The sequence below is a fragment of the Paraburkholderia sp. JPY465 genome (genome assembly GCF_050436725.1).
Classification (GTDB): Bacteria; Pseudomonadota; Gammaproteobacteria; order Burkholderiales; family Burkholderiaceae; genus Paraburkholderia; species Paraburkholderia youngii.
In genome coordinates, this window is the sequence record NZ_JBNDMT010000003.1 from 776,570 (window position 1) to 795,883 (window position 19,314).

The 19,314-nt window shown below is 64.7% G+C and carries 15 protein-coding genes and 3 pseudogenes; 7 read left to right on the top strand and 11 right to left on the bottom strand.

All coding sequences use genetic code 11. The features are described from left to right. Nucleotides 1-67 precede the first annotated feature (67 nt). A pseudogene (locus QFZ94_RS18180) lies at nucleotides 68-1,824 on the top strand (ShlB/FhaC/HecB family hemolysin secretion/activation protein). 123 nt (nucleotides 1,825-1,947) lie between these two features. On the opposite strand, the gene QFZ94_RS18185 reads toward QFZ94_RS18180, so the two are convergent. Next, a complete protein-coding gene (locus tag QFZ94_RS18185) occupies nucleotides 1,948-3,213 on the bottom strand; it encodes an MFS transporter (RefSeq protein ID WP_368587183.1) in 1,266 nt (421 codons plus the stop codon). A 475-nt stretch (nucleotides 3,214-3,688) separates the two neighbouring features. On the opposite strand from QFZ94_RS18185, the gene QFZ94_RS18190 reads away from it, so the two are divergent. Beyond that, nucleotides 3,689-5,290, top strand: a complete 1,602-nt coding sequence (locus QFZ94_RS18190) for a methyl-accepting chemotaxis protein (protein WP_429458598.1) — start codon at nucleotides 3,689-3,691, stop codon at nucleotides 5,288-5,290. Here the strand turns inward: QFZ94_RS18190 and QFZ94_RS18195 are convergent. Further along, nucleotides 5,287-5,560 (bottom strand): annotated as a pseudogene (locus tag QFZ94_RS18195) (efflux transporter periplasmic adaptor subunit); the annotation flags it as partial. The gene QFZ94_RS18190 and the pseudogene QFZ94_RS18195 sit on opposite strands and share 4 nt — an antisense overlap. Nucleotides 5,561-5,671: 111 nt before the next feature. Between QFZ94_RS18195 and QFZ94_RS18200 the strand changes: the two are divergent. Further along, complete coding sequence (locus QFZ94_RS18200) at nucleotides 5,672-6,988, top strand: hypothetical protein (protein WP_429458600.1); 1,317 nt, start codon at nucleotides 5,672-5,674, stop codon at nucleotides 6,986-6,988. Further along, the gene (locus QFZ94_RS18205; RefSeq protein ID WP_429458602.1) at nucleotides 6,985-7,818 is read left to right on the top strand and encodes an ankyrin repeat domain-containing protein; all 834 of its coding nucleotides are present in this window, start codon (nucleotides 6,985-6,987) and stop codon (nucleotides 7,816-7,818) included. Before QFZ94_RS18200 ends, QFZ94_RS18205 begins: the two co-directional genes overlap by 4 nt. A gap of 114 nt (nucleotides 7,819-7,932) precedes the next feature. Here QFZ94_RS18205 and QFZ94_RS18210 read toward each other — a convergent pair whose 3' ends face one another. The 5 genes and pseudogenes from QFZ94_RS18210 to QFZ94_RS18230 all read right to left on the bottom strand — a co-directional run bounded on the left by QFZ94_RS18210 (nucleotide 7,933) and on the right by QFZ94_RS18230 (nucleotide 12,874). Continuing rightward, nucleotides 7,933-8,832, bottom strand: a complete 900-nt coding sequence (locus QFZ94_RS18210; protein WP_429458604.1) for an efflux RND transporter periplasmic adaptor subunit — start codon at nucleotides 8,830-8,832, stop codon at nucleotides 7,933-7,935. 13 nt (nucleotides 8,833-8,845) lie between these two features. Further along, the gene (locus QFZ94_RS18215) at nucleotides 8,846-9,046 is read right to left on the bottom strand and encodes a DUF1656 domain-containing protein (RefSeq protein WP_429458606.1); all 201 of its coding nucleotides are present in this window, start codon (nucleotides 9,044-9,046) and stop codon (nucleotides 8,846-8,848) included. Next, complete coding sequence (locus tag QFZ94_RS18220) at nucleotides 9,036-9,203, bottom strand: hypothetical protein (protein ID WP_429458607.1); 168 nt, start codon at nucleotides 9,201-9,203, stop codon at nucleotides 9,036-9,038. Before QFZ94_RS18220 ends, QFZ94_RS18215 begins: the two co-directional genes overlap by 11 nt. Beyond that, nucleotides 9,203-11,240 (bottom strand): annotated as a pseudogene (locus tag QFZ94_RS18225) (FUSC family protein). The gene QFZ94_RS18220 and the pseudogene QFZ94_RS18225 overlap by 1 nt, the downstream one beginning before the upstream one ends. A gap of 8 nt (nucleotides 11,241-11,248) precedes the next feature. Continuing rightward, the gene (locus QFZ94_RS18230; RefSeq protein WP_429458609.1) at nucleotides 11,249-12,874 is read right to left on the bottom strand and encodes an efflux transporter outer membrane subunit; all 1,626 of its coding nucleotides are present in this window, start codon (nucleotides 12,872-12,874) and stop codon (nucleotides 11,249-11,251) included. Between the two features lie 211 nt (nucleotides 12,875-13,085). On the opposite strand from QFZ94_RS18230, the gene QFZ94_RS18235 reads away from it, so the two are divergent. Continuing rightward, nucleotides 13,086-14,024 (top strand): LysR family transcriptional regulator, encoded by a 939-nt coding sequence (locus tag QFZ94_RS18235; RefSeq protein WP_368586538.1) that lies wholly within the window; start codon nucleotides 13,086-13,088, stop codon nucleotides 14,022-14,024. A gap of 198 nt (nucleotides 14,025-14,222) precedes the next feature. Continuing rightward, nucleotides 14,223-14,375, top strand: coding sequence for a hypothetical protein (locus tag QFZ94_RS18240; RefSeq protein WP_368586537.1), 153 nt, complete (start codon nucleotides 14,223-14,225; stop codon nucleotides 14,373-14,375). 26 nt (nucleotides 14,376-14,401) lie between these two features. On the opposite strand, the gene QFZ94_RS18245 is transcribed toward QFZ94_RS18240, so the two are convergent. Genes QFZ94_RS18245 through wrbA form a run of 4 tightly spaced genes read right to left on the bottom strand, consistent with a single transcriptional unit; the run spans nucleotide 14,402 to nucleotide 17,843 of the window. Then, nucleotides 14,402-15,208 carry a metallophosphoesterase gene (locus QFZ94_RS18245; RefSeq protein WP_429458612.1) on the bottom strand — a complete coding sequence of 269 codons (807 nt, stop codon included), beginning with the start codon at nucleotides 15,206-15,208 and terminating at the stop codon, nucleotides 14,402-14,404. Between the two features lie 52 nt (nucleotides 15,209-15,260). Continuing rightward, nucleotides 15,261-16,679: an FAD-binding oxidoreductase gene (locus tag QFZ94_RS18250; RefSeq protein WP_429458614.1), complete on the bottom strand. Its 1,419-nt coding sequence runs from the start codon at nucleotides 16,677-16,679 to the stop codon at nucleotides 15,261-15,263. A gap of 32 nt (nucleotides 16,680-16,711) precedes the next feature. After that, a complete protein-coding gene (locus QFZ94_RS18255; protein ID WP_429458616.1) occupies nucleotides 16,712-17,230 on the bottom strand; it encodes a DUF2069 domain-containing protein in 519 nt (172 codons plus the stop codon). 10 nt (nucleotides 17,231-17,240) lie between these two features. Next, on the bottom strand, nucleotides 17,241-17,843 hold the full coding sequence (wrbA, locus tag QFZ94_RS18260; protein WP_429458618.1) for an NAD(P)H:quinone oxidoreductase: 603 nt from the start codon (nucleotides 17,841-17,843) through the stop codon (nucleotides 17,241-17,243). Between the two features lie 142 nt (nucleotides 17,844-17,985). Between wrbA and QFZ94_RS18265 the strand changes: the two genes are divergently transcribed. Beyond that, nucleotides 17,986-19,296, top strand: coding sequence for a YihY family inner membrane protein (locus QFZ94_RS18265; protein ID WP_410847790.1), 1,311 nt, complete (start codon nucleotides 17,986-17,988; stop codon nucleotides 19,294-19,296). Nucleotides 19,297-19,314: the final 18 nt, after the last annotated feature.

A 19,314-nucleotide genomic window follows, 5' to 3' on the forward strand; every position in this document is an offset into this window, starting at 1 on the left:
GCAATGGGCCTTTCACGTTACACGGGTGATCAAAGCACCACTCGCAGAATCGAGGACCAATTTAGTAATGAAAGTCTCAAAGAGGCTGGCGGCATTGCCGCTTACAGCCCTGATAACGCTCGCGCACGCGCAGCAGACGCCGACGCCCACACCGGCGGATAAAGCAGCAGCGGCACGCGCCAACGCCGAGCAGAACCAGCAGGTCGAGCAGCAACGCAATGCACAGGAACGCGAAGCGACGGTTAATGCGCCTTCGGTGCGCTCGACGGTTGAGCGCGCCTCTGGCTGGCCAGATCTGCCGGCTGAAACGCCGTGCTTCCGCATTGACTCGTTCGTGCTTGACGTGCCAGCGACGCTAGCTGATGCCGTGCCTCGCAAGGCGCATCCGCGTTGCCGCTCGACCGCTTCGCGTTCGCCCGCGAATGGCTCGACCACTACAGGGCGCAATGCGTGGGCAAGGCAGGACTCGACATGCTCACGAAGGGACTGCAACAAGTCATCCTGAGCCGGGGCTACATCACCACGCGCGTGCTGCTGCCCGAGCAGGACCTCTCTAGCGGCACGCTGAAGTTCGCGCTGGTGCCGGGTGTTGTGCGTGCGATCCGCTTCGCCGAACCTGCCACGCGCGGCACGTGGAAAACCGCCTTCCCGGCCCGTGAGGGTGACCTGCTGAACCTGCGCGACCTCGAACAGGGACTCGAACAGATGAAGCGCGTCAGCAGTCAGGACGTGGACATGAAAATCGAGCCGACTGATGTACCCGGCGAAAGCGACATTGTCGTCACGGTAAAGCGCGCGAAGCCGTGGACAGTCGTCGCCTCGGTGGACAACTCGGGCACGCGGGCCACCGGCAAGCTGCAAGGCAACCTGAGCCTTGGCATCGACAATCCGCTCGGGCTGAACGACGTTTTCAACGTCGGCGTGAGTCAGGACCTCGAATTTGGTGACAAAGGTCTCGGTTCGCACGGCTGGAACGGCTTCTATTCCGTTCCGTGGGGCTATTGGACCGGCACGCTGTCAGCCTATACGAACACGTACTACCAGCAGATCGCGGGCGTCAACACGACTTTCGTGTCGAGCGGCAATTCGCAGACGGTCGATTTCAAACTGGCGCGTGTCCTCATGCGCAGCCAGAACAACGTACTCGGCGTGCAGTTCCGGCTGACGAAGCGCTTTGGCGAGAGCTTCATCGAAGATACCGATATTCCGCAGCAGCATCGCAACAACACCTTCATCGAGGCGGGGCTAACTGACCGTCATTACTTCGGCGCGTCGCAGTTCGACGGCAGTCTCGCGTACCGTCAGGGTGTGGGCGGACTTGGGGCGACAGCAGACTTTTACGAGAATGGCCCGACCTACCGCTTTCGCATGGCCGTCCTCGACGCGAACCTGTCGGTGCCGTTCCAGATTGCGAACCAGCCGCTACGCTACGTCACAAGCGTTCACGGACAGTTCACCAACAACACGCTCAACTATATCGATGACCTGACCATCGGCAGCCGCTACACGGTGCGCGGCTTCGACGGCGAAACGATGCTGGCCGCCGAGCGCGGTTTCTTCTGGCGCAATGACCTTCAGTTACCCATCGGCTCGACGGGCCAGTCTGTGTATGCGGGTATCGACTACGGCCGCGTGTTCGGGCCGAACACCGCATTTCTCGCCGGTACCCAACTCGCGGGCGCGGTGATCGGTGCGCGCGGCAGCGTATCGGCAAAGCTCGGTGCGCTCGCCTATGACCTGTTTGCAGGTACGCCGATCTATAAACCGTCGGGCTTTCCAACTGCGCGCGTGACGCTCGGATTCCAGGTGACGGGGCAGTTCTGACAGACCGCCTGCGCCGTTTCCGCGCAGTCGCCGCAACGCGGGGCAACGCTAATAGACCGACAAGTCAGCAAGGAAAAGCCAAAGAAACCAGAACAACGAAAAAAGCCCCATCCCGCAGCGATATCACCCCTTCACCCGCTTCTCTTCAACATCCGGCAACAAAACAGTGAGCACCCCAATCAACGGCAAGAACGAACAAACCTTATAAACGAACCCAATACTAGTCGCGTCAGCCAATTGCCCCAGCACCGCGGCGCCAACGCCGCCCAACCCAAAGGCAAAACCAAAGAACAACCCCGCCACCATCCCCACCTTCCCAGGAATCAACTCCTGCGCATAAACAAGAATCGCCGAGAACGCAGAAGCGAGCACCACCCCGATCACAACAGTCAGCACCCCTGTCCAGAACAGATTCGCATACGGCAGCAGCAGCGTGAAAGGCGCGACGCCAAGAATCGACACCCAGATCACATACTTGCGCCCGATCCTGTCGCCAATCGGCCCGCCGATCACCGTCCCCGCCGCGACTGCCGCGAGGAACACGAACAGATGAATCTGCGCGGCCTGCACCGACAGATGGAACTTGTCGATCAGATAGAACGTGAAATAGCTGTTGAGGCTCGCGAGGTAGAAGTACTTGGAGAACACCAGCAACACCAGCACGCTCATCGCGAGGATGATCTTGTTACGCGGCAGCGCCGCATGCGCCGCCTGGCCGCGCGCTTTCCTGACCGACGGATGCCGCTTGTACCAGCGGCCGATCTGCGTGAGCACGACGATCGCGACGAGCGCCGCCGCCGAGAACCACGCGATGCTGCGCTGGCCATGCGGAATCACGATCAGCGCGGCCAGCAGCGGCCCGAGCGACGAACCCGCATTGCCGCCAACCTGGAACAGCGACTGCGCGAGACCGTGACGGCCGCCCGACGCCATCCGCGCGACCCGCGACGACTCCGGATGAAACACCGACGACCCGCAGCCGACCAGCGCCGCGGCGACCAGCAGCACGCTGAAGTTCGGCGCAACCGACATCAGCAGCAGGCCGGCAAGCGTGAAGCCCATGCCGACCGGCAGCGAGTACGGCTTCGGATGCTTGTCGGTATAGCTGCCGACGAGCGGCTGCAGCAGCGACGCGGTGATCTGGTAGGTCAGCGTGATCAGACCGATCTGCCCGAACGACAACGAGAAGTTGTCCTTGAACATCGGGTAGATGGCGAGGATCAGCGACTGGATCATGTCGTTGAGCAGGTGCGAAAAGCTGATTGCACCGAGCACGGAATACACCGTGCGCTGCACTTTGGCGGCCGCCGGCGCGGCGGCGACCGGGGACGCGCTCGCCCCCGTGGCGGATGCGCCGGCGAGGGCGCTTTTGTCGAGGCTCGTTTCCATACGCGAGTAGAAGAAGATCAGGCAAATGGGAGAAAAAATCGGCGCTGGAACCGGTGCGGCAGCGCGCTTCTAGGCGCGTTCCGCCAACTGCTGCGTCGTTTGGTCGCGGCAACCGGCGCTTTGACTATTCAGCCGAAGTTTAATGTGGCCGGAGCGAATTGTAAGGACAAGTTTTGTCGCGAATCGGACACGGGGCAGGATGACTTCGCTTTCGGCTGGGAAAGGCGAATCGTCTGCTCCGCGTTGTCAACGCATTTTTGGCGGGTTTTTGTCTGCGGTATAAAGCGCTCGCGAATGCGCGGCTCACGAAGCGGCGCGTCGGACATGGGACCGGGAGCGGCCGGCGGCGCACGACCCGCCGCCGTCTGATCGCGCGACATTCAAGATCGCGCGGCAGGCTGCCGTAGACCCGGAGAGACAAGCGGGGACGCCGGAACCGATCTTTCCGGCGCGTCGACACATGGGGTGGGGGACTATGGAAGCAGTGGCACAGAGCGCGGCGGCAACGAAGTTCAACGGCCTGTCGGTCAAGGCGACGCTGCGGATCGCGTTCGCGATCCTGCTCGCCGGCACGCTGCTGATCGGCGTGTTTTCGCTGCTGCAGATCGGCCGGCTGAACGCGTCCACGCAATCGATCTACGACCAGGGCCACGTCGCGAGCCGCGCCGCCGAGGAAGCGCGCGGTCACATGCTGCGCGCGAGCCGCGCGCAAAAGATGCTGCTGACCGCGACCACCGCGAAGGAGCGCGACGAACTCGGCGCCGACATCGAGCGCGGCCTCGCCGGTCTGAACGAGCAACTGCGCACGCTGCAGCAGTACGTCGATCCGTCCGACGCGAAGGCGGTCGCCGCGCAGAAGGCGTTCGCTGCGGCGATCGGGACCTGGAGCACCCATCTGCGCGACTTCGTCACGCTCGTGAAAGCGCAGCCGCTCGATCTGTCGCAGATGAACTGGCAGGTCGGCACGCAGGACGTGTCGCTGCTCGTCGAAACCGGCAAGCTCGAAAAGCTCGTCGACGAACTCGTCGCCCAGCGCGGCACCGCCGCGAAGGCGACGATCGACGCGTCCGGCTTCATCTACCAGTCGTCGTTCGTGATGATCGCGGTGATGACGCTCGCACTGATCGTGCTCGCGTTCGGCATCGCGGCGTGGGTCGTGCGGCGGCTCACCGCGCAGCTCGGCGGCGAGCCCGCGTACGCGAAGGAAATCGCGCGCCGCATCGCCGCGGGCGATCTGTCGAATCGCATCGCGCTCGGCGGCAAGGACCGTTCGAGCATGCTGTTCGCGCTGTCCGACATGCAAAGCGGACTCGCGACGACGGTCGCCGACATCGCATCGAGCGCCGATGCGATCGCGACCGCGTCCGGACAGATTTCGATGGGCAACCTGGACCTGTCGCAACGCACCGAGCAGCAGGCGCTCGCGCTCGAGCGCACCGCGAGCAGCATGGAACAGCTGACGTCGACGGTCCGTCAGAACGCCGACAACGCGAAGCAGGCGAGCACGCTCGCGAACAACGCGTCGGAGATCGCCGAGCAGGGCGGCGCGGTTGTGAGCCGCGTGGTCGCGACGATGAACGACATCAACGACAGCGCGCGCAGCATCGGCGACATCATCGGCGTGATCGAGGGGATCGCGTTCCAGACCAACATCCTCGCGCTGAACGCGGCCGTCGAAGCGGCGCGCGCGGGCGAGGAGGGGCGCGGCTTTTCGGTGGTGGCGGCGGAAGTGCGCAATCTGGCGCAACGGAGCGCTGCGGCCGCGAAAGAGATCAAAGGCTTGATCCAGACGTCGGTCGAGCGCGTCGGCAATGGCTCGACGCTCGCCGCGGACGCCGGTCAGACGATGGACGAAGTCGTCAAGGCCGTGAAGCGCGTGACCGACATCATCGGCGAGATTTCGGCGGCGTCGTCCGAGCAGAGCGCCGGTATCGAGGCGATCAATCTCGCGGTCACGCAGATGGACGCGGGCACGCAGCAGAACGCCGCGCTGGTGGAGGAGGCCACCGCCGCGGCCCGCTCGCTCGACGATCAGGCGCGCGGGCTGAAGGCGATGGTGGGGCAGTTCCGGATTTAAAAAGCGGTGCGGTGGGAGCTGGAACCCGTTCCCGGGCGCACGGCCACCATGCAGGTCGTGCCCGCCGCCAGCATCAGATCGGCCGGCATCGAGTCGATCTTCACGCGCACAGGCACGCGTTGCGCGAGGCACTTCGGCCTGATCGCTGACGCGCACGTGCGGCAGCCTGGCTTCCTCGAAATAGCCATACACCCAGAACGAGTGACTATCGACGATCGCGAGCTTCGCGGCGTCGGCGGTTGCATAGTCGCAGCCGAACATCGCGAGGTTCATCGAAAGCCGATTTTGGGCGGTCGCCCATGTACGGACTACCTGTCGCACGGTAATTATCTGACTGCTGTCAACTCCGGCAGCGACTTCAGATAGACCAACGACACACCTATGTCCCTGTCCGTATTTGAGATGCACTCCGTGGAGCTGTTCTGTCAGCGGCCACCGGGTGCCTGTTACGTCATCTGTGACGAGTGGCACTATAAAGCGTGCCTTGGCAAGGCCGCAGTCCGTCAGAGGGCCAGGGCGGAGACCCGGGAATTTCTCGAGATTGCCGCACTGAATCACAGGAAGTGGGAGGAGGACCGGAAGCTGGTCAGGCGTATCCAGAAGACTGGCTGGCTGTTTTTCCATAGCGCGCGGTACCGTAACCCCGACACCGATGGATGGTGGGTCATCGTTGCTCTTCTCGAAGAGGTTCGCCGGGGCAAACTGCTTGCCATTAGAGGTCCGCGTAATGGCCTGTTTCCGTCACGTTACCGCAGCGCGCCGCTGAGGAATCCCGTTGCGAGGACCGGCAGTCATCCGGACGGCGAACCCATTCAGTCCGTCGAGTATGATCCGGCCACCTGGCAAGCCCAGTTAGCCGCTGCGCGCGCAGCCAGGGTGACACCGCCACACATCGAGATACCGCAGGCACTGACCAAGGCGCAGCGGTGGCAGACGCGCAAGGCGCTGATTGCGGCGGGCAATGCGGCCATGTCAGGGCGCGTGCGGGCGGCGGCTGAACGGCTCGCGCGCAACAATGTCGCGGTGGAGAAGGCCAGACTCTCCGATCATGTCTACGAGCCGTCCGGGCCGGTGCCGGAAGGGTGGGCGAACCGCAGCGGGGATACGGAATTTCTGGATCGGTATGGCTTGAAGCCAAAAGACCTGAAAATCAAGGGCTCGAACTTCAGGGCGCAGCTATACGAACCGGATTCGGCGATCTTCGGTATCGATATGAAGCCCGCCCTCGCGTTCAAGGGAACCGAAACGACGAGTCTGGCCGATTGGTCGAACAACTTCAGCCAAAGCGTGGATATGGAATCGCCTTACTATGAGCGAGCCGTAGATATTGGATGGAAGATGCGCCGCACACAGGCGCCAATTGATATTGCAGGGCACTCGCTGGGTGGCGGTCTGTGTTCGGCCGCATCTTTGGCCAGCGGCAAGAACTGTTGGAGCTTCAATGCAGCGGGCCTGCACCCGAAGACGGTCCGGCATTATGGCGGGCAGGTCACACCATCGAACATCAATGCGTACCATGTGAACGGCGACATTCTGACCGTCGCACAGACATGGACGCCCCTGCCCGATGCAGCCGGTACTCCGTATCTCCTTCCCGGCAGCGGCTCGCCCGTGTCGCGGCACTTCATCAAGCAGGCAATTGACGGCATCGAGCAGCAGAAGGCGGAGGACATCTCCGTACTTGAAACACTGTCATGACAGGGCTGAAAGCGATGAAAACACTCAGCCGAATCCTTATCGTGCCGGTGCTGTTACTGGCGCTACTCCCTGTGGTTCATGCAATGAAAAAATTTTCCGCCACTGATTTTTTTAGCGGCCCGCAACTCGAACTGGCGCAGGCCATCGAGCGCGGTGACATGGAGCAGGTCAGGCGACTGGCGCCGAAGACGGACCTGAATACGCCGGGGCGCAAGAACATGACGATGCTGTTTTTTGCGTTTCAGGAGGCGTTGCAGCGCGACCCGCATCGGCTTGCGTTAGCGTCGGAGGTGGTGAGGGCCGGGGCCGATCCTTTGCAGGAAGTGCCGGATTTTGGCGATCCGCTCGGCGTCATGCTCAACAGCTCGCACCCGGAATTCCTGCGTGCGATGCTGGACGGCGGTGTTGATCCAAATTTGATTGCAGAAGGCACCCCGATAATTTTTGATGTTGCAAAGGAGTCGACGTCTGGCTCGCTCAAGCTGCTGGTGGAGCGTGGCGCAGATGTGAACCGGCGTGATTCGTTGCGTAATTCAGTGCTGTATGAAGCGCTGGCAAATCGCGCGCTAGATCAGATTGACTACCTGCTGGACCATGGGGCAAACCCCAGCACGTACAACATTAACGGCGAGTCATTCCCACTATGGATATGGGATGACATTAATGCCTCCGCGCCTGATTCACCGGCATACAGGAAGCTGGTCGAAATCCGAGATCGCATCATCAGGATGGGCGTGAAATGGCCTCCCGAGACTCCGGAACAGATAAAAGCACGTTGGGGAGCCAATCCTCCGCGCCGGCTCGATGACAGCAAGCTTCCGCTGCCTTGACGCCGCTTCACGCTGGCGAGAGGTTAGAAGTTCGTAACCGCCTCGCACTCGACAAGGCGGATAGGGCTGAAGGCGACGATGCGGCAGTTCCGCCTATAAAAAGCGGCGCGGTCATCAGCTCGCATTGGCCGACGCGGAGTGAGACCCGGACCCCGTCCCCGGCCGCACGACCACCGTGCAGGTCGTGCCCGCCGCCAGCATCACATCGGCCGGCACCGAGTCGATCTTCACACGCACCGGCACGCGCTGCGCGAGGCGCACCCAGTTGAAGGTCGGATTCACGTCCGCGAGCAGCTCGTGGCTTTGCGGATTGTCGCGGTCGTAGATGCCGCGCGAGATGCTCTCCACATGGCCTTGCAGCGTGCCGCCGCTCATCAGCCGCACTTCGGCCTGATCGCCGATGCGCACGTGCGGCAGCTTGGTTTCCTCGAAATAGCCATACACCCAGAACGAGTGACTATCGACGATCGCGAGCTTCGCCGCGCCGGCGGTCGCATAGTCGCCGCGGAACACCGAGAGGTTCGTCACATAGCCATCGACCGGCGACACGACGCGCGTGCGCTCGAGGTTCAGCTTCGCGGCGTCGAGCGCGGCGAGCGCCTGCTGATAGGCGGCACCGGCGGCGGACGCGGTATGCGTCGCGTTTTCGCGGCTTTCCTTCGACACCACCTGCGAGTCCATGTCCGCACGCCGTTGCGCGTCGTCGCGCTTCATCTGCAATTCGGCCTTGCGCGCGGCAACCGCGGCCTGCGCCTGCTCGACCGCGATCTGGTAGTGCGACGGATCGATCTGCATCAGCAGGTCGCCCTTCTTCACGAACTGGTTGTCCTTGACCGGCAGATCGACGATCGCGCCCGACACGTCCGGCGCGACGTTGACGATCTCGGCGCGTACGCGGCCGTCGCGCGTCCACGGTTCGTCCATGTAATGGACCCACAGCACGCGGCCAATCAGGATCGCGACGATGAAAATGACGGCTGTCGCGATGAAGCCCACAAGATTTCGGATGGTCATGTTTCGACTCTGATCAACGATAAACGGCGAGGCCGAGAAGGCCGCACACGGACACGAGCAAACTCGCCCGGAACAGGGAGGGATGCCACACCACGCGATACAGGCCCGTATAGGCGATCACGCGATCGAGTAGCCAGGTCAGCGCGGCGCCCGTGATGAACAGCAGCAGAATGGCCGGCACATAGGCATCGAGCACGGCGATATCACGCGGCATGAGGAGCTCCTTCTTCTTCTGAGATGTGCGCGCGCGCGCCGATCGCCGAGGCGAGCGGCGACTGCGGATCGAGCAGCGCGGTACGGATGAAATGCAGTTGACTGAGAATGCGCAGCAGTTGATGGCGTTCTTCGCGCGATGGCGTAAAGCCGGCCATCAGCTGCTGCACTTGAGCGATCGCATCGGCGGTCGCCGCGAGCGCGCGTTCGAAGTGCCGCTCCCGCGGCAGCTCGAACAGCGCCGCGAGCGCAGTGCGACGCGCCACGGCGCCGCCTTGTGGTAGCGCGGCTCGTTGGGCAGCGTCGCGATTTCGCGGCGCAGGTCGATCACCGCGTTGCCGACCTCCAGCACCGAAAACAGCCAGCGCAGCGTGTCGCGCTTCGTTTCGGGCTCGTTCTGCCAGAGCGAATTGATCTGGAACATCAGATCGCGCGCACCGCTCTCGAAGCGCGAGCGCACGCGCGCAAGACTCGCGCGGCCAGCCAGCACCACCTGGCGGCGCAGGTCGACGAGCAGGCGGTTGCGCAGCCACGGCGTGGACGGCGGCAGCAGCACCGCAAAAGCGATCGACGCCACCAGCATCGACAGCACCAGCGCGAGCGCGTCGTTCATGAACGAGCTCGGGTCGTAGTGAATCACGTTGTCGGGGCCGGCGAGGAAGCAGAAGAAGATGCAGTAGCCGACGCCGTAGCCCGCGAGCTTCGCACGCGTGGTCATGAACACGCCGAGCAGCAGGAACGGCGTGAGCGCGACACACAGCATCACGAAGCCGTCGATGTGCGGATACACGCCGAACACCGCGGTCATGCCCATCAGCGCCGCGAGCACCGTGCCGCCGGCCATCTGGAACGCGGTGCGCTTCGGGTCCGGCGACGACGACGCGAGCGCGCACACGGCCGCCGCGTCGAGCGTCAGCGTCGAGCCGCTCGGCCACGCGGTCGCGATCCAGAACGCACCGAGCACCAGCATCACGATGGCCGCGCGCAGGCCCGCGACGCCGGCTGCGATCGCGTTGGTTTTCGGTTCGTAGCGCTCGATCCAGCGTTCGCGCGCGTGCGTGTCGACCGCGAGCGACGCGTAGGTCGCCGCATACGCGTGCAGGTCGTCGATGAAGCGGTACAGCAGCTCGGCACCGGTGTCGAAATCGAGCAACGGCGCGTCGGGGTGGGTTTCGAGCTCGTCGCGCGTCGCGCGCACGCGTTTCGGCAACTCGCTCCTGTAGGTGTCGAGCTGCGCCGCGGCGTGCGCGGCGTCGGCCGCGCTCAGCACCGGCTCGCCCGACTTCGCGAGCAACGGCGCGATCTCCTTGAAGTACGGCTCGAGCGCATCGATCGCGATCGCCGCGCCGTGCGTGCCGTTCTCGCGCAGACGGTTCATCAACTGATGCAAGCGCGTGAAAGCGCGTCGACGCGGTCATGAACTCGCTGTTCAGACGCGCGAGGCGCCCGCCGCGCATCCGCGAATCGGGACCTTCGAACATGGCCATGCTGCGCGCGGCCTCGAAACCGACGATGTCGGCGACGAAGCGCGCATTGGTCGCTTCGATCTGCGCGCGGTCGTTGCGCCCGGCCAGCGACGCCGACACGTATTCGACGAAGGCCGAGAAGCGCGCGCGCACGGTGCTGCGCATCTGCTGGCCGGCGAACTGCGGAAACACGAGGCCGCTGACCGCGCCCGCGCAGATGATGCCGATCACGACTTCGGCGACCCGCGTGAGCGCACTGAGGAACGCGCCATCCGGATGCTGCCAGGTCGGGATGCCGATCAGCGCGGCCGTGTAGCCGGCCAGCACGAAACCGTACGAACGGAAGTTGCGATTGCGTGCGGCGCCGGCGGTGCAGATGCCGACCCAGATCGCGGTCGTGATCAGGAACAGCTCCGGCTGCTGCGCGAACAGGCCGATCAGCGCGAGCATCACGACCAGACCGACCAGCGTGCCGCAGATCCGGTAGAAGCTTTTCGCGAACACCGCGCCGCTTTGCGGCTGCATCACGATGAACACGGTGGTCATCGCGGTGCGCGGCTGCGGCAGATCGAGTTTCATCGCGATGCCGAGCGCGAGGAAACACGCGGCGAGCGCTTTGAACAGATACATCCACACGAGGCCGTCGGTGCGCGCCCAGTGGGCGGCGGCTTCGTAGAGCGCGGCGAACGACGCGGGGCGCGCGGTCGACGGGGAGGACGAGGAGGACATGGCTTTTGTTACTCGGACGCGGGCGCGTTCGGGGCGCGCGAGGCGGTGGTGGCGGTGGTGACTGCGTTTGTCGTGGCGTTGCCATTCGCATCCGCCTTTGCCTTCGCCGTGCCGCTATCCGCCGAGCCGCTCTTGCCTTCGTTGCTGCCCTTGCCATGCGCCGGCAAAGTTTCGCTATCCCGCGGACCGTTGGCCGGATCGTCGAGACCGCCGCCGAGCGCCGTCATTAGCGACGTATGCGCGCCGAGACGCTCGGCTTGCACCTTGGCGACGCCTTCCTGCGCGCGCAGCAACTGGTTCTGCGCGACCAGCACGTTCAGATAGTCGGTCAAGCCGCGCCGGAAGCCCTCGCGCGACAGATCGTAGTTCCTGCGCGCGGCGGCGACCGAGCGGTCGGCGTCGTCGGCCTGGGTGGTCAGCGAACGGATGCGGATCACCTGATCGGAGATGTCCTTCAGCGCGGTGACGATCGACTGGTTGTAGCGCTCGACCGCCTCGTCGTAGCCCGCCGACGCGGCGCCGAGCTGAGAGCGCAGCCGGCCGCCGTCGAAGATCGGCAGCGTCAGCGCGGGGCCCACGCTCCAGCTATGCGACGGACTCTTCAGGAACTGGAACAGCGGCCCCATCGCCGCATAGCCGCCGATCGACGCGAGCAGGTTGATGTCCGGATAGAACCCGGCCTTCGCGACGTCGATGCCGCGCGCCTGTGCGGCGACCGTCCAGCGCGCCGCGACCACGTCGGGGCGGTGGCCGATCAGATCCGCCGGCAGCGCGGCCGGCAGACCGGCGGGCGCGGCGAGCGACAAGGTCGGGCGCTGGATCGCGTCGCCGGCGCCCGGACCCTTGCCCGCGAGCGCGGCCAACTGATTGCGGCCGAGCGCGATCTTCTCCTCGATCGCGTCGATCTGGCGCTCGTACTCGGGCATCGGCGTTTCGGCCTGGCTCACTTCGAGCTGCGTGCCGATGCCGCCCTTCAGGCGCCGGTTCGCGAGGTCGACGATTTGCTGCTGTTGTTGCAGCGTGGCCTTCGCGATGTCGAGCAGCGCATAGTTCAACGACATCTCGATATAAGTGCGCACGACGTTCGCCTGCAGTTCGAGCTGCGCGGCGCGCGCGTCGGCGGCGCTCGCGTGCGCGAGGTCGAGCGCGCGCTCGGCGGCGTTCTTGTCCTTGCCCCAGAAGTCGAGGTGATAGGAGAGGCCGAGCGTGCCGGTGTTGTTCCACGACTGCTCGCCGGCGAGCGGCCCCGGCCCGTAGAAAACGTTGTCGGGCCACTGCTCGCGCTGGATCGACAGGCTGCCGTTGACTTGCGGCGCGAGCGCCGCGCGCGCGACACCGGCCATCGACGCCGCCTCGCGCACGCGCGCCTGGGCGACCGCGAGACTCGGATTGCCGGCCTGTGCGTCCGCGACCCACTGGTTCAGCTGCGGATCGTTATAGGCGCGCCACCAGTCGGCGGCGGGCCACTGGGCATCGGCGTTGGCGGCACGAATCGCGTTGCCGGCGTCGAGCGATGAAGGATTGATCGTGCGCGTTTGCGGCGCCACGCCCCCGGTACTTGCGCATCCGGCGATTGTTAATAGGATCGTAAGAACCGAGGCTGCGGCGATCCCTTTGTGTACCGGAGACTGCACGATTTCCTCCAAATTTGACTATAGAACCTTGTGCGCAATTATATTTTTCGATCAATTGCGGAATAACCGGTAATGATGCAAGGCATTTTTACAAGACATGAGATAATGGCCATTGCTGATCGTGTAACAATCGCTGCCGATTTTTCGCAACTGTGTTGCATGGGATCGGAGCAAGGGCGAAAGCGCCCACTCCGGTCGACAGAGGATAGGTATGGACACGCTTCAAAACATGCGCGTATTCGTCCGCGTCGTCGAAGCGGGCAGCTTCACTGGCGCCGCGCAGCATCTGAACACGACGACGGCCTACGCGTCGCGCGCGGTTTCCGATCTGGAAGCGCATCTGCGCACGCGGCTGTTGAACCGGACCACGCGCCGCATCGCGCTGACCGAGGCGGGCGAGCGCTATCTGCAGCGCTGTGAGCAGATCCTCGCGTACGTGGATCAGGCGGAGGCCGAGGCGAGCGACGCCCATGCGCGCCCATCCGGCAAGCTGAAGGTTCACGCGATGACGAGCTTCGGCCAGCACTACGTGGTGCCGGCCGTTAGCCGTTATCAGCAGCGCTACCCGGACGTGCATGTCGAGCTGACGCTCGCGCAGCGCATGCCGGATCTGCTCGACGAAGGCTTCGACGTGTCGCTGACGCTCGCCACCGGCCTGCCGGACTCGGGGCTCGTATCGCAGCGCATTGGCAGCGCGTTCAGCATTGCGTGCGCGTCGCCTGCGTATTTGGAGCGGCACGGCGTGCCGCAAACACCCGCGGATCTCGCGCAGCACAACTGCCTGCAGATGGTGACGCCGGTGTACCCGCCCGACAAATGGACCTTCGACGGCCCGAACGGCGAGGAACTCGTGTCGCTCGGCTCGGCGACGTTCCAGGTGAACGTGGCCGAGGCGATGGTCGTGGCTGTCGCCCAAGGCATGGGTATCGCGCTGATTCCGATCTACTCGGCGATCAGCGGTTTGCGCAGCGGCGAGCTGGTGTGGCTGCTGCCCGAGTACACGTCGCAGCAGATGAACCTGTATGCGCTGTATCCGTCGCGGCAGTATCTCGATGCGAAGATCCGCACGTGGGTCGAGTTCCTGCGCGACGAGTTGCCCTCGACGCTCGCGGCGGATCAGGAAGAATTGCGGCAGTTCGCGCGAACCTGACCGACCGGTTCGTCATGGGTTGACGTTCGAGGGGCGCGCGGCGTGACAGCGTGTTACACACGCGCCGCGCCGCAACATTTCTTTACTTCTGCCGCGCAGTCGATTTGTTAACGTGTCGTTCACGCGTCGCCGCTCTGGCCGCACGCGCTGGATTCGCCGCCGTTCGGCACCTCGCAACCACTGAAGGACGACACATCCATGGATACGCACCTGATGATCGGCTTGGCCGTCATGTTTGGATTGATCGGCGTCGCCGCGTCGCGTGATCTGTTGCGACGCATACGTGTACAGCAGCCGCGCCTCGTGCCGGTCGAGGTCGAGTCACAAGATGCGCCGCGGCGAGAGCGGTGAGCGGTGAGCGGGCCCGCTAGAACCAGCTAGATCTCGACGACCTTGTCCCACGCAAACAGCGGATTTTCCCACTCGCGCTTGCGCCGGTCGAAATAGCCGCGCGGATTGCACACGACACGCGTGCCGTCCACCACATAGTCGAACGACGTATGCGTGTGGCCGTGAATCCATAACGCGACGGGCGCGCGCACGAGCTCCGGCAGGTGATTGACGAAGCCCGCCGACGCGCGGTCCTCGGCAAAGCGCTCGGCGAGACTCAGCCGATGCGGCGCATGGTGCGTGACCACGATCGTTTGGCCGGCGAACGGTTTGGTCAGCTCGCTTTCGAGCCACGCGCGCGCATGCTGGTGCAGCGCGAGCGAGTCGGCGGGCGTGAAGTCGCGCGCGGTGTCGCGCGGGTCGTGCGGCCAGTTCATCTGGATCAGCCCGCGATAGTCGAGCATGACGCGGCGCGCGGCGACGATCGATTCCTCGATAGCTTCGGGCGTCGCGCCGTACAGCGCGAAGTCGGTCCACAACGTCGTGCCGAGCACGCGCCAGCGCCCCTGGCTATCGACGAGCGTGGCGTTGTTCAGCACGTGCACGTTATCGACCTGCGCGGCCGCGTCGAGCGTCGCGCTCTCCAGCGCGCCGAACTCACCGTCGTAGTACTCGTGATTGCCGGGCACGTAGACGACCGGCACCGTGTCGTCGAACGCCTGTGCGGCCCAGCGCGGGCCGGCCCCATGGTTGTGAATGTCGCCCGCCAGCACGACCAGATCCGCCTGCGCATGCGGGATCAGTTCAGGCTCGTCGTTTTCCAGATGCAGATCGGACAGCACGCGAATCTTCACGGACGCGACTCCTGCGAAACGCCGCCGCGCCGGATCGCGGAGGCTTCAAACATTAGCGTAGCACCTTGCCCGGATTCATCAGGTTCAGCGGATCGAGCGCGTGCTTGATCGCGCGCATTATCCGCACCTCGACGTCCTGCTTGTAGTGCGCGGCCTCGTCGATCTTCAGTTGGCCGAGTCCGTGTTCCGCACTGATGCTGCCGCGGTGCGCATTCACGCTGTCGTAGACGATCCGGTTGATCGGGCTCTGGTACTGCCGCAGAAACGCTTTCGCGTCGACGCCCTCGGGCGCCTGCACGTTGTAGTGCAGATTGCCGTCGCCCAGATGGCCGAACGTGACCATGCGCGCGCCCGGCGCGGCTTGCGCGATCGCGGCATCGGTCGCTTCGACGAAGTGGCCGATGCGTGAGATGGGCACCGCGATGTCGTGCTTGATGTTCAGCCCTTCCTCGGCCTGCGCGAGCGGAATGTGCTCGCGCAGATTCCAGAACGCGCGCGACTGCGCGAGGTTTTCCGCGACCACGGCGTCTTCGACGAGACCCTGTTCGAGCGCGGTTTCCATCAGCCCCTCGAACAGCGTGCGCGCGTGCTCTTCGCTTTCGCTGTCCGACAGTTCGAGCAGCACGACTTGCGCATGCGGCTCGGCGAACGGATAACGCATCTGTTCGAAATGCCGGCCGACGAGGCGCAGGCAGAAATCCGACATCAGCTCGAAGCCGGTCAGCAGCGGCCCGGCGACGCGTTGCGTGAGCGCGAGAAAATCGAGCGCCGCATGCGGCGACGCGAGCGCGGCGAGCGCCGTGACGCGCGCCGCCGGCTGCGGATGCAGCTTCATCACTGCCGCGGTAATCAGGCCGAGCGTGCCTTCCGCGCCGATGAACAGGTCGCGCAGATCGTAGCCGGTGTTGTCCTTGCGCAGCCCGCGCAGGCCGTCCCACAGTTCGCCTTGCGGCGTCACCACTTCGAGGCCGAGGCATAGCTCGCGCGTGGTGCCATAGCGGAGCACGCCGGTGCCGCCCGCGTTGGTCGACAGATTGCCGCCGATCGTGCAGCTGCCTTCGGCGGCGAGGCTCAGCGCAAACAGACGCCCGGCCGCTTCGGCGTGCTTCTGCACGTCGGCGAGGATCACGCCGGCTTCGACGGTGATCGTGTTGTTGTGCGGATCGATGTCGCGCACGCGATTCAATCGGCGCAGGCTGATGACCGCTTGCGTGCCGCTAGCGTCAGGAGTCGCGCCGCCCGCGAGGCCTGTGTTCCCGCCCTGGGGCACCAGCGCGACGCGATGTTCGACCGCGAGTGTGACGAGCGCGGCGGCTTCCGCGGACGTGGCCGGGCACAGCACAGCGCAGGCCGCGCCGGTGTAGCGGCGGCGCCAGTCGGTCAGAAAGGGAGCGGTGTCGTGCGGATCGGTCAGGACGTGAGCCGCGCCGATGGCGTCGCGGCAGGCGGCGAGAAAAGCGGTGTGGTTCATGTGGATCGGTTGACGGTTTTGAAGCTTGGACGTCAGGCGGGCGGGGTTGGTTCGCGGGTGGTTTGCTTTACGGCCTGCTTTGCGGCTTGTTTCGCGGCGCGTTTCGCCGCGCGCTTGAACGGCCCCACATACGCGAGCGCGCAGGTGAAGAAGATCACGGCGAGCGCTGCTTGCAGCCAGCCGAGCCGCGCGCCCAGGCCTTGATCGCTCCAGCCGCGCACGACGCCTTCGGCGAAATACAGCAGGACCAGCATCGACGCCCATTGCATCGTATAGAGCCGACGCCGCCACACGCCCGGCAACGCGGAGAGCAGCGGCAACGCCTTCAGCACGAGCAGGGAGCCGCCAGGCCGCAACGGCGCGAGCCACCATTCCCATGCGACCGCCAGCACGATCATCGCGACCAGTGTGAAAGCGGCGACGAGCGCGGCGCCGGCTTTGGGCTGCACGGGTACGACGGTTGCGGCTGCCGACGTGCTTGCGAATTCCGCGCCGCTGGTGTCCCGACGGGCGTCGTCGCGGTCGGTTGGTTGCGGGTGCGGGTCGTTCACGGCTTTGCGCTCACGGCCTTTCTGACATCGACGCCGCCGTGCGCGCAACCCGCGCACCCAGCGCGATGGCGAGCGTCCGTTCGTCGGCGGAGATGCCATGGCCGGTCGTGCCCACGCGCGAGAAATGCGACGCGCCGTACGGCGTACCGCCGGTTTGCGTGGTGGACAGCACGCTCTCCGTGTACGGAATGCCGACGATCAGCATGCCGTGATGAAGCAGCGGCAGCATCATCGACAGCAGCGTGGATTCCTGGCCGCCGTGCAGGCTGCCGGTCGACGTGAACACGCAGGCCGGCTTGCCCGCCAGCGCGCCCGATAGCCACTGCGGCGTGGTGCCGTCGAGAAAGTATTTGAGCGCGGCCGCCATGTTGCCGAAGCGGGTCGGCGAGCCGAGCGCGAGGCCCGCGCATTCTTCGAGGTCACGCAGCTCGACGTACGGTGGTCCTTCGGCGGGAATGTCCGGCTCGCTCGCCTCGCAGACCGTGGAAACCGCCGGTACGGTGCGCACGCGCGCCTGCATGCCGGGGACGCTGTCGACGCCGTGCGCGATCGCCAGCGCGAGCTCGCGCGTGGCGCCGTGACGGCTGTAATAAAGCACGAGAATGTCTTTCATAGGCCTCATCATTGAACGGGTATTATAGGGGTTCGGTCCGTTGCACAGGCCATTCATAGCCGTTCGGCCAGCAGGTCCGGCCGAACGCCGCACGGGGTTCCCGCAGTCCCGTTCCGACGGTTTAGCAAGCAAGGAGGCAGGTTTGTTGGTTAGGGTGCGTTTCGATCTCGACACGCTCAAACGGCTCGCGGCATTCGCCGCGCAACGCATCGGCGAGGACCGGATTCCGCAGGTCGCGGGCAGCCTGACGTTCACCACGATGCTCGCACTCGTGCCGCTCGCCACCGTCGCGTTTGCGCTGTTCACCGCGTTTCCGATCTTCAGCTCGTTCCAGGCGTCGTTGCAGTTTTTTCTTGCCGATCACCTGATGCCCGCGCAACTGAACGATCAGATCTTCAAGTATCTGAACCAGTTCGCGTCGAAGGCCAAAGGGCTGACCACGATCGGCATGATCATCCTGTTCGTCACCGCGGTGATGACGATGATGACCGTCGAGTCCGCGTTCAACGTGATCTGGCGCGTGCGCAAGGCGCGGCCCGTCGCGCAGCGCATTCTCGTGTACTGGGCGATCATCACGCTCGGTCCGATCCTGATCGGCGTGAGCCTGTCCATCTCGTCGTATCTGTTCACGCAATCGATGTCGTTCAGCGCCGCGCAGCGCATCACACCGCTGATCGAATGGGCGCTCGCGAGCGCCACGCTGCCGTTCACGATGCTCGCGTTCACGATCCTTTACGTTTATTTGCCGAACTGCCGTGTCGAATGGCGCGACGCGGTGGTCGGCGGCGTGATCGCCGCGGTCGCGTTCGAGCTCGCCAAGCGCGGCTTCGGGTACTACGTGCGCCGTATTCCGACCTATACGGCCGTGTACGGCGCGTTCGCCGCGGTGCCGCTGTTCCTCGTGTGGATGTATCTGTGCTGGTTCATCACGCTGACCGGCGCGATGATCGCATCGGCGTTGCCGGCGATCCGCATCGGTCAGTTTCACCGCCCGGTGTTCTATGGCAGCAATCTGTTCGATTCGCTCGAATTGCTCGCGCGGCTGTGCGAAGCGCGTGAGGGCGGCAGACGCGGCTACACGATGCCCGAGCTTGCACGCATGCTTCGCCGCGACAAGGATACGACGCTGATTCTGTTGCAGCGTCTCGAGGAGATCGAATGGATCGCGCGGCTGGAGGAGGACCATACCGGCCCGCACTACGTGCTGCTCGCTAACCCGGCGCAGGTGACCGTGCAGCGGCTGTACGACCTGTTCGTGATCGACCGCGCGGAGCTCACGTATCAGCTCGAACTCGACTCCACGCGGGTTGACGGCGGCATGCTGCTCGCCGCGCTCGACAACGACCAGCTGAAGGTGACGCTCGCCGCGCTGCTCGCTTCGCGCGCGGCGGCAAGGGCGGCGCGACCCGGAGACGAACGTGCGGCGGCTTCGATGCCGCACCAGGCGGCATGACAGGTCGGCTCGACTTCG